The organism is Microcystis sp. M083S1 (assembly GCF_020246405.1).
GTDB classification, from domain to species: domain Bacteria; phylum Cyanobacteriota; class Cyanobacteriia; order Cyanobacteriales; family Microcystaceae; genus Microcystis; species Microcystis aeruginosa_C.
This window is the reverse complement of sequence record NZ_JADBTB010000184.1, coordinates 20396-27591: the sequence shown is the minus strand read 5'-3', so window position 1 is coordinate 27591 and position 7196 is coordinate 20396. Positions and strand designations below refer to the sequence as shown.

9 protein-coding genes are annotated in these 7196 nt (G+C 41.3%); 7 read left to right on the top strand and 2 right to left on the bottom strand.

What is annotated here, in order from left to right; all coding sequences use genetic code 11:
* On the bottom strand, nucleotides 1–947 hold a 947-nt coding region (locus IM450_RS16785), incomplete at its 3' end, for an RNA-guided endonuclease InsQ/TnpB family protein (RefSeq protein ID WP_287720653.1).
* 102 nt (nucleotides 948–1049) lie between these two features.
* On the opposite strand from IM450_RS16785, the gene IM450_RS16780 reads away from it, so the two are divergent.
* The 5 genes from IM450_RS16780 to IM450_RS16760 all read left to right on the top strand — a co-directional run bounded on the left by IM450_RS16780 (nucleotide 1050) and on the right by IM450_RS16760 (nucleotide 3277).
* Nucleotides 1050–1220 (top strand): hypothetical protein, encoded by a 171-nt coding sequence (locus tag IM450_RS16780; protein ID WP_002802191.1) that lies wholly within the window; start codon nucleotides 1050–1052, stop codon nucleotides 1218–1220.
* A 544-nt stretch (nucleotides 1221–1764) separates the two neighbouring features.
* On the top strand, nucleotides 1765–2085 hold the full coding sequence (locus tag IM450_RS16775; protein ID WP_002777378.1) for a hypothetical protein: 321 nt from the start codon (nucleotides 1765–1767) through the stop codon (nucleotides 2083–2085).
* Entirely contained in the window at nucleotides 2075–2518 is a 444-nt protein-coding gene (locus IM450_RS16770; RefSeq protein ID WP_002751101.1) for a type II toxin-antitoxin system YhaV family toxin, read from the top strand. Before IM450_RS16775 ends, IM450_RS16770 begins: the two co-directional genes overlap by 11 nt.
* 146 nt (nucleotides 2519–2664) lie before the next feature.
* Nucleotides 2665–2946: a type II toxin-antitoxin system RelE/ParE family toxin gene (locus tag IM450_RS16765; protein WP_002761671.1), complete on the top strand. Its 282-nt coding sequence runs from the start codon at nucleotides 2665–2667 to the stop codon at nucleotides 2944–2946.
* A 16-nt stretch (nucleotides 2947–2962) separates the two neighbouring features.
* Nucleotides 2963–3277: a HigA family addiction module antitoxin gene (locus IM450_RS16760; protein WP_002733868.1), complete on the top strand. Its 315-nt coding sequence runs from the start codon at nucleotides 2963–2965 to the stop codon at nucleotides 3275–3277.
* 159 nt (nucleotides 3278–3436) lie between these two features.
* On the opposite strand, the gene IM450_RS16755 is transcribed toward IM450_RS16760, so the two are convergent.
* The gene (locus IM450_RS16755; RefSeq protein ID WP_287667007.1) at nucleotides 3437–4756 is read right to left on the bottom strand and encodes a four-carbon acid sugar kinase family protein; all 1320 of its coding nucleotides are present in this window, start codon (nucleotides 4754–4756) and stop codon (nucleotides 3437–3439) included.
* A 150-nt stretch (nucleotides 4757–4906) separates the two neighbouring features.
* Between IM450_RS16755 and lpxA the strand changes: the two genes are divergently transcribed.
* Together lpxA and lpxB are read left to right on the top strand one after the other, a co-directional pair.
* On the top strand, nucleotides 4907–5743 hold the full coding sequence (gene lpxA / locus IM450_RS16750) for an acyl-ACP--UDP-N-acetylglucosamine O-acyltransferase (protein ID WP_287667004.1): 837 nt from the start codon (nucleotides 4907–4909) through the stop codon (nucleotides 5741–5743).
* Between the two features lie 186 nt (nucleotides 5744–5929).
* A complete protein-coding gene (gene lpxB, locus IM450_RS16745; RefSeq protein WP_287667001.1) occupies nucleotides 5930–7159 on the top strand; it encodes a lipid-A-disaccharide synthase in 1230 nt (409 codons plus the stop codon).
* Nucleotides 7160–7196 lie beyond the last annotated feature (37 nt).

Genomic DNA, 7196 nt, shown 5'->3' with positions numbered 1-7196 from the left:
GGAAACCATCTATCTATTTCGATGTAATTTCTCCCATACCAACGGCATTTATAGGCTAATTGTCGGGTTATTTCTCCCCAGCTTACATCAGATATTGCCTGAGATAATTTCGGGTTTTTGACCATATTCTTGACGGCTAAATTCTCAACCACAATCGTTTGGTTTTCACGAACTAATTGAGTGGTTAGCTTATGTAAATGGTCTTTTCTACTATCGGTGATTTGAGCGTGAATTCTGGCTACTTTGATTCTTGCTTTTTCCCGATTTTTTGAGCCTTTCTGTTTTCTAGAAAGATTTTTTTGTGCTTTTCGCAACCTCTGATAATGTTTCTTAAAACGCTTAGGATTAGATACTTTATCGCCATCGCTGGTAATTACTAAACTACTAATTCCTAAGTCAATTCCGATGGCTTTATCTGTTACTGGTAGAGGCTTAATACTTGGGTCATCAAATCTAATTGAGATATGCCAACGTCCTGATGGATGTAGCCTGACTGTTACTGTACTTGGGTCACAGCTTTCTGGGATTTGTCTTGACCATCGAATAGGTAAAGGTTCTGTGCATTTAGCTAAATAGATTTGTTTGTCTTTAAATTTAAAAGCAGATTTGGTAAATTCGGCACTTCCTCCTTGATGTTTTTTCTTAAAGTTAGGATACTTATTACGACCAGCAAAGAAGTTAGTAAAAGCTGTTTGTAAATGTCTTAACCCTTGTTGTAAGGGTACACAGCTTACTTCATTGAGAAAGTTTAATTCTTCTTGTTTTTTCCAATCGGTCAACATTGAAGAAGTTTGAACATATCCTACTCTTTCTTGTCTTTCATACCAAGCTTGTGTTCTGACATGGAGAGCTTTGTTGTAAACTAATCTTACACAGCCCAAAGTGCGCCGCAATAGCGACTCTTGTTCGGGTGTTGGGTAAAATCGGTAAGAATAGGCTTTTTCCATGTCTCACATTTTAGCATATATTTTGTAAATGCGCTAATATTTAACAGTAAAGCCGTCGTAGAACGACGGGGTTTCAGACCCAAATTTTCGATGAGGCCTCCCATGAATAGGATAGATGCTCCCAACCTCTTGACTATTATTTATGTCCTGGTGGATGACTGGTATCAAGAACAGGGATATCGCTTGACTCCCATGCTGCCTGGACCTGAGCCTAGTTTCAGAGATAGTGAAATGTTGACCTTTTGGTTTATTCCCCGAACGCTCCCGCAGTAGAATCCGTATTGCAGTTCATTCAAGGCAACAATATCCTAGCCGACAAGGGGTTTATTGGTAAGTAGTCGTGCAAAATTAATTTCCTAGTAAAGATAGGCAAAAGGCAAGAGGCAAAAGGCAAGAGGGGGTTAGATATGTGTAATTAGGGTTTGCTGAATAAATCTAAAAACCTTGTTGGATAAGACTTTTAGACTTGTTTTTACTCAAAAAGTGCCAGCCGTTGCGGGGATCGGGGGGAAAATTCAGGTACTTTTTCCCTGAAAATTAGGTAATTGACTGCCTCAAAATCGGTAAAACCCCACACCCCACACCCCACACCCCACACCCTGCCCCCAGGAAAAGCTTTTTCAGCAAACCCTAATTAATTTTGCTTAGGTACTTAAATCGAAATCCGCTAGTTTTACTCGATGGCTTTCTCGGCGCGCTCCCCTATAGTATATATGTATGGGGGAAGTTCAGCTAAAACGCGGTTGAGAAGCTGGGCAACCTTGTATGTTATTAAATTATGTAATAACATGATATGTAGTAAACCTTGCCTAAAATCATGAGTAACAAACAATACAATCTAACCTGGGCTAGAATAGGCAATGCTTCAGGTTTCCGTCTGAGTGCCAGTTTTTTTAAGGATAATCCCCAATTCAAAGAAGCTAAAGGTGCTGTTGAAGTTATCAGCCCTGATACCTTATTAGTCCGCTTACAGCCTCAATCTGTAGAACAGGAGGAAGATGAACTGATGCTGAGTTTATTCTTAGATTTTCTGACCAAGCAAGCCCTATTAAATCCTGATGCTGAGTTAGAAGCTTATACGGAAGCGATGGCAGCGGTCGATGAAGAGTTGATGACAGGAGTAGAACTTGATAGTTAACGGTTGGCGAATCTACTTTATTAAAAGACTTTTTGGGCAACAACGCCGCGATTTACAAGTTGAGGTTCGTAAACTAAAAAACACCTTGCCAACAGAAGCATACCGTACTCATTCTACAGTCAAACTCTACAGGGCGATTATGGTCGCCATTAAAGAAAAAATCCCTCTCGACCCTTTTGCTTCCCATTTTGCTCTGACTGGGGCGCTCAAGCATTACGGAAGAGTCAAAAAGATGGGACTACCTGACCGTTATCGCTTATTCTTTCGGGCTATACAAACCGAGGAGTATAAAGCAATTTTTGTTTTATGGCTAGGCTATCCTCGCAAACAAGGGGATAAAAATGATTGTTATAAAGCCTTCACAAAAATGGTTGAGCGAGGTGATTTTCCCAATTCTCTTGACGCTTTAATCCTTGATAGCCAAGAAGATTAGCTAGTGATAAGGTGGTTGAAAAAGCGATCGTAACCCACAGATACACTTTCAACTGCGCCTCCACAGAAAGATTGCGATCTAACATTAGCATGAGATCGATGATCGCACTAAGATGATATGATAGTAGTGCATTTTCCTAATTATTGATGATTAAGAGTTTTGCATCTAAGGAGACAGAGCAGGTATTCAAACGTAAATTTTCACGAAAATTACCTCAAGATATTCAACGAAATGCTCGGAGAAAGCTAGAAGTTTTAGACGCGGCCGAAACTTTACAGGATTTATGCATTCCTCCATCTAATCGGTTGGAAAAACTCTCAGGAGATAGAAAAAATCAGCATAGTATCCGAATTAACGATCAGTGGCGGATCTGTTTTATTTGGAAAAATGGCAACGCCTACAATGTAGAAATAGTCGATTATCATTAATTGTTACTCAATAATCATGACTGAGAAAAAATTATTAGCCCCCATTCATCCTGGTGAGATTCTGTTAGAAGAATTTCTCAAACCGATGGAAATTAGCCAAGAACGTTTGGCAGAAGATCTTAATGTACCAATAGAGCAAATCAAGGAAATTATCGAGGAAAAGCGAGGAATTACTGCCGATATTGCCTTAAGGCTTTCTCGTTATTTTGGTATGTCTGAAAGGTTCTGGATGAATCTTCAAACAAGGTATGATATTGAAGTAGAAAAAGATAGGCTCAGAGAACGTTTAGAGAAGGAAGTAAAAGTCTATGCTGCTTCACAAGCACTGTAGCATAACCGAAAAAATAGGGGAAGAATAATAATTTTAACCCCCCGTAGGGTGGATTAGCGCAGCGTAATCCACCATTACATCAATTATTGAATAACCATAGATTAGGTGCGTTACACTTCGTTAACGCACCCTACAAGAGCGGCGATCTCCTATCCCCTCCTATTGACACAAACGTTGATAAACTGTGGCTAAAGCTTGGACATCACCGACGTTACCCGGGAAAAGAACCACAGGTAAATTAGGAAAGAGGGGATGATCGGCTGCTGTGCGGACCATGGAGACACCGGGGAGAATCTGACCGAGTAAACGGGCCGATTGCAGGCTTAAACCCGTACTTAAGACATCATTAGAGGTAATTCCGCCTTTACTGATTAAAAAACTGATGTCACTGGGTAAACCCTTAACAATGTCCATTAACAGGGTGGAGACGGCAACCCCAAAATCAAGGCGTTTCTGCACAGAGGCAAAGGTTAACTCTTGCCGACTGGTATAGATCACGGGGGTTTGTTTATTTTTGTGAATAAGCTTGACTTTTTCCAGAGCTTGTGCTAGGAGTTGCTCTCGTTGCTCAGGACGATCGCGCAATGCCGTCACATCGATTTCGACTCCGACGGTGTTGGGTTGTTGAAGCAGTTTATCTAATTGTTGGCTAGTTTTTTTGACGTGGGAACCGACGATAATTGCCCCGGCTTCCCCCGTGGGCTTATACTTACCCATAGATTCGGGTGCGATCGGTTGAGTTCCTAAATTAGCCAAAGAAGTTAAAATACTGGCGGCACTACGGAATAAAAATTTTTTTCCCTCCCCTGCGGCGGTTAAAATATCTTCGGCAAAGCGATCGAGATCCGCTTGAGTTTCCCCATCTACCACCCCACATTGATTATTTTTGAGCTTTTGCAGTCGTTCTAAACTACCTTGACGGATATCTGCCAGTAAAAATCTCTCCACATCATCTGCTTTAATTTTCCCTTTCGTTTTCTCCTCCACATAATCCGGCAGATAACTGTAGTGGTAGGCAAAAACCGAATCGCGAGCAAATTCCGTCTCGTGGACGGGAGTGGGAACGCCATCGATGATTAAATAGTGAATACTATCGCGAGTGATTCTCCCTCCCTCAAAAAAGGCTGGAATCAGGAAATGTGCATCAAAACCGCCCAATTCTTCGGCAATAACATCAGTTTCGATCGGATAATGCCCGCGCAGGGTAGAATCGGAACGACTAACCACCAAAAAATCCTCGATTCCCTCTTTAGTTAAGGCAGTTTTCAGGTTATGACAGACTTCTCTGGTGACAGACTTGGCTTTTTCGGGGGTTAAAGCGCGAGTATTGGTCAAAACAAAGAAAATTGGCGCATTATCTGCCAATCCCAAGCGGAGAGTATCTTCATCCCACCGCATCAATAACAGACAACTATGGACTGTTTGGGAACCTGTCGGGTCGTCATCTAAGACTATAATTTTAGGTCTATTATTACTCATATATTTTTTATCAGGATGGGAGGGACGAAGGAACCAAGAGAATCTGGTTAATAGTTTATCGGGTTCTGGTTCCCCATCAAAGTCGTCCCCTCCGCAAGCAACCGCTATCAATCTTGATCACAATCTGTCCAATATAGGATAAGCTATACCATGATTCATACAGTGACGAAGTTGAGCGCGGGAGACTTCCCTTTGAATACGTTAATCCACCCCACTGCGGTTATCCATCCGTCGGCAAAACTTGATCCCAAGGTTAAAGTTGGTCCCTATGCTGTGATCGGGGCCCATGTGGAAATTGAAGCTGATACAATTATTGATGCCCATGTGGTCATTGAGGGTCCGACCAAAATTGGCAAGGGTAATCATATTTTTTCTGGGGCTGTTATTGGTAATGAACCACAGGATTTAAAGTATAAAGGTGGCGAAAGTAGCGTGGAAATTGGTGATAATAACCAAATTCGCGAGTTTGTCACGATTAATCGCGCCACCGATACGGGAGAAGTTACCCAAATTGGCAATAATAATTTATTAATGGCCTATGTTCACGTTGCCCATAATTGTATTTTGCAAGATAACATTATTATCGCTAATAGTGTCGCCTTGGCCGGTCATGTCCAGATCGAATCAAAAGCAGTTATCGGGGGGGTTTTAGGAGTACATCAATTTGTTCATATTGGCAAAATGGCCATGTTAGGAGGAATGAGTCGTATTGATCGCGATGTTCCCCCTTTTACTTTAGTAGAAGGCAATCCCTGTCGCGTGCGAACTCTTAATTTAGTCGGTTTACAAAGAGCCGGTTTCACCGATGAAGATCTAGCTTTACTGAAAAAAGCTTTTCGGATTATCTATCGTTCTAATATAAATCTTCAGGAGGCTTTAGAACAAGTTTCTCTCTTAACCGATAACCCCCATGTTCAACATCTCTGTCAATTTTTACAATCCTCTACCACGGGAGAAAAACGCCGCGGTTTAATTCCGGGAAAATAATTTTTTTATTGAGGAACAGGGAGTGGGGAGTGGGAATTATGAATGATGAATTATGAATTATGAATTGGGGAGCGGGAAGAAAAAGCGTTCGACAAAAGCTCACCCCGAAGTCTGTCTTCTCAATCCTGACTCCTATCTCCAGCAATCCTGTCTCCTGAATTCTTTTATTATCAAATAATTATCCAAATGCGTATATTTATTAGTACGGGTGAGGTATCGGGTGATTTACAGGCAGCGATGCTGATTGAATCCCTTTTTAAACTAGCTAAAATTCAGGAAATTGAGTTAGAAATTTTTGCTCTAGGTGGCGATCGCATGGAGTTAGCCGGAGCGAAAATGTTGGGTAAAACCACTCGACTGGCTGCCATGGGATTAATTGAATCTATCCCCTTTATTTTGCCAACTTTACAACTACAAAAACGAGCAAAAGAGTTTTTTAGAGATAATCCCCCTGATATCATTATTTTAATTGATTATGTGGGGGCAAATGTGGCGATCGGTCAATCGGCTAAAAAAATTATTCCCGATGTCCCAATAATTTATTATATTGCCCCGCAGGTGTGGATTTGGTCAGAAGAAAATATTCCCTCAGCTAAACTAAGGGCCACAGCAGAAAAGTTATTTAATACGGAAAAATTAATCGCCGTCACCGATAAATTATTGGCAATTTTTCCTGCCGAAGCTCGTTTTTTTGAAACAAAAGGTTTACCAGTAACTTGGGTGGGACATCCTTTAGTTGATCGTATGGCAAATGCTCCCAATCGCCAAGAAATGCGGCAAAAATGGGCAATAAAACCCCAAGAAACGGTGATCGCTTTGTTACCCGCTTCCCGTCAACAGGAGTTTAAATATCTCGTGCCGACGGTGTGCGCTGCTGCTAAAAAATTACAGGAAAAAATTCCCGATATTAAGTTTTTAATTCCCGTTCCCTTAGCTTTATACGAACCAAAAATGCGAGAATTAGTGGCGGAATACGGATTAAATGCGGTGATTATGGAACGAGATCAGACTTTAGAAGCGATTGCCGCAGCCGATCTGGCTGTGGCTAAGTCTGGTACAGTTAATCTCGAAATTGCTTTGTTAAATGTGCCGCAGGTGGTGGTTTACCGTTTAAGTGCAGTGACTGCTTGGATTGCCCGCAATATTATGAAGTTTTCTGTACCATTTGTCTCACCGGTAAATTTAGTTTTAATGCGAGAAATTGTTCCCGAATTATTACAAGAGGAAGCTAACCCAGAGAGAATTATGCAGGAATGTCTAGATTTATTATTAAATCAGCAACGTCGGCAAAAAATGTTAGATGAATACGCAGAAACCAAGTCCGGTTTAGGAACAGTAGGCAGTTGTGAGCGAGTGGCACAAGAGGTACTTAATTTTACGGATCAAGTTCCGACAAACCAGAAAAAAGCGGGGTAATTTGCTACTACCCCACCAAATATTATCAAGGAATTAC